The organism is Komagataeibacter kakiaceti JCM 25156, assembly GCF_000613305.1.
Window position 1 is genome coordinate 1 of the sequence record NZ_BAIO01000525.1, and the last position, 1,585, is coordinate 1,585.

1 protein-coding gene and 1 pseudogene are annotated in these 1,585 nt (G+C 58.4%); one reads left to right on the forward strand and one right to left on the reverse strand.

What is annotated here, in order from left to right; translation table 11 throughout:
* Window positions 1–379: pseudogene (locus JCM25156_RS25415) on the forward strand (hypothetical protein); the annotation flags it as partial.
* Window positions 380–568: 189 nt separating this feature from the next.
* On the opposite strand, the gene JCM25156_RS25420 reads toward JCM25156_RS25415, so the two are convergent.
* Window positions 569–1,543, reverse strand: a complete 975-nt coding sequence (locus JCM25156_RS25420; protein ID WP_051577541.1) for an aminotransferase class I/II-fold pyridoxal phosphate-dependent enzyme — start codon at window positions 1,541–1,543, stop codon at window positions 569–571.
* Window positions 1,544–1,585: the final 42 nt, after the last annotated feature.

A 1,585-nucleotide genomic window follows, 5' to 3' on the forward strand; every position in this document is an offset into this window, starting at 1 on the left:
GCTGGTGGGGGAGACCAGCGATGCCCTCAAGACAATCATCAGCGATGTGGGGGAGATCAACGAGCATATCTCCGTAATCGTGGAAGCCTCGCAGGAGCAGGCTGCCGCCTTGCAGGATGTCAACTCGGCGGTCAGCGCCATTGATCACAATACGCAGCAGAACGCCGCCATGGTCGAACAGACCTCCGCCGCGGGCCGGAGCCTGGCCGATGAGGCCGAACAGCTGAACGCCCTGCTGGCGTCCTTCCATCTGGAGGATAGGGACGATGGCATAACCGGCATGATCATGGGGCGCGCTTCCCCTCGTCGGCTGGGAGGCGGGAATAAACCGGCCCTGCCATCATCACGGTTTCGGCTGGAATCAACTGTTGGGGGATAATGCTACAGTCGATAGCTTCAGGTATTGAATGTTTTGGGGGCCGCCTTTTTTCAAAAAGGCGGCATTCCCTGAAGCTTTTGCAACAATCTTCACCAAAAACTTCCTTATGATTATACGATGTCTTGAAGCCCGGCTTTACCCGTCATGAAACATTTCTGACCGGATGCAATTTGCGTGTATGGCCTTGCTTCAGGCCATTATCTTATCCAGTACTGCGCAGAATTTATCCATATCCGACCTGGAACCGACCGTGATGCGGGAACAGGTCGGCCAGATTTTCCAGCTACGGCCAATAATTATCTTTTCCCTGGCAAATGCTTCCCGAACCGGCGCGGCGGGCTTTTTCCAGTCGATAATGAACATGTTGGCCACACTGGGAATGTAGGTCACGTTCCGCTTCTGCAGGTGGCTGAATGTCGCGGCCTGTATGGCCTGCATTTCCTTGCGCCGCTGGGTGATACGCGCGGCCTGCCCCACACTGGCGATTCCGGCCGCCACGGCCACGACAGGCAGCATGTACGACTGGTTGAACCAGTCATAACGCAGCATTTTCTGGTGCAGGTCGGGACGCGCCAGACTCAGGCCAAGCCGTAATCCCGCCATGCCAAACAGTTTCGAGAACGTCCGCAGCACGACAATATCACGCCCCGCCCGCACCAGAGATACGGCACTGGGGGCATCGGCAAAGTGGATATAGGCCTCATCCACCAGCACAATGGAGCCTGCCGGTTTGTTGGCCAGCAGCCATTCAATATCTTCCAGCGGGGTCAGCGTTCCGGTCGGATTGTTGGGCGAGCAGATGTAATACACACCCGCATGCGGATCCGCCGCCAGCATGGCGCGCACATCCGCCTTATAGCCATTACCGGGCTGTAGCGGCACTTTCTTCAGCGGTATTTTCAGCCATTCGGCCGTTTCCCATGCCGGTTCATAGGTCGGGTCCACCGTGACCAGCCCCCGGCGTGGCGAACAGAAGGTTACGATGGCGCGTGACAGGGGGTCGCTCGATCCCGGCCAGGCCATGATATGGTCAGCGGGCAGGTTCTCCACGGCGGCGACACCGTCAATCAGGTTCTGCCGCTGATGGAAGGGCCAGTAACGGTTGCCTGCGCCACCATTGTGGTTCCGGCGGCTATGGCCTCGGGGAAGGGGCCGGTCCACCATTCATTACTGTCAATCTGCACACTACCGGGGGCACGCCCGTCC

Excerpts from the sequence above, each read along its gene's own strand:
- JCM25156_RS25420 (WP_051577541.1), bottom strand. The coding sequence starts at position 1,543 with ATGGTGGACCGGCCCCTTCCCCGAGGCCATAGCCGCCGGAACCACAAT.